This window comes from Lysobacter enzymogenes, from assembly GCF_017168095.1.
In the GTDB taxonomy this organism is placed as follows: Bacteria; Pseudomonadota; Gammaproteobacteria; order Xanthomonadales; family Xanthomonadaceae; genus Lysobacter; species Lysobacter enzymogenes_D.
This window is the reverse complement of record NZ_LXSD01000204.1, coordinates 1-604: the sequence shown is the minus strand read 5'-3', so window position 1 is coordinate 604 and position 604 is coordinate 1. Positions and strand designations below refer to the sequence as shown.

Sequence of the window (604 nt, the reverse complement as noted above, 5' to 3'; positions counted from 1 at the left end):
GGCGTTGGCGGCGTCGGTCGCGGCAGCGCCGGCGGCGTTGGCGCCTTCGGCGACGGCGGCGCCGGCCGAATCAGCGGCCTTGGCGGCGTCGGCACCGGCCTGCTCGGCGGCGGCCGAGGCTTCGGCAGCGGCGTCCTTGGCTTCTTCGGTCTTCTGGGCGCAAGCCGACAGAGCCAGAGCGGCAGCGGCGAGCAGGACGTAGAGATGGGTCTTCATGAGCTGTCTCCTGAGGAGTTGTCTGAGAAAAACGCTGGGTGGAGCTGTCAGGCAACGCCAGTGCTCGCAGCGGTCCGGCTAGCCGGCTTCGATCGTTCACTGACCTTACGGAAAAAGCCGCCGGAGAACCGGCGGCTTTTCCGTTCGACGCGGTTGCCCGCGCCGGAACTGCAGTATCGCTTGCGCGATATTACTTCTTCGCTTCTTCCTTGGCCGCTTCCGCCGGAGCGGCAGCGTCCTTGGCGGCTTCGGCAGCCTGGCCAGCGGCGTCGGCAGCGTTCTTCGCGGCGTCGGCGGCGGCGTCGGCAGCGGCCGGGGTCGCAGCGTTGGCAGCGGCGTCGGCCGAGGTGGCGGCGGCGTCGGCGGCGGTGGCAGCGGCGTCGGCCGA

2 protein-coding genes are annotated in these 604 nt (G+C 70.9%); both read right to left on the bottom strand.

Features of this window, described 5'->3' with window-relative positions:
- Positions 1-216: hypothetical protein (locus A7A76_RS25815; protein ID WP_206410209.1), on the bottom strand; the 216-nt coding region annotated here is incomplete at its 3' end.
- A 190-nt stretch (positions 217-406) separates the two neighbouring features.
- Positions 407-604: hypothetical protein (locus A7A76_RS05265; protein ID WP_206410208.1), on the bottom strand; the 198-nt coding region annotated here is incomplete at its 5' end.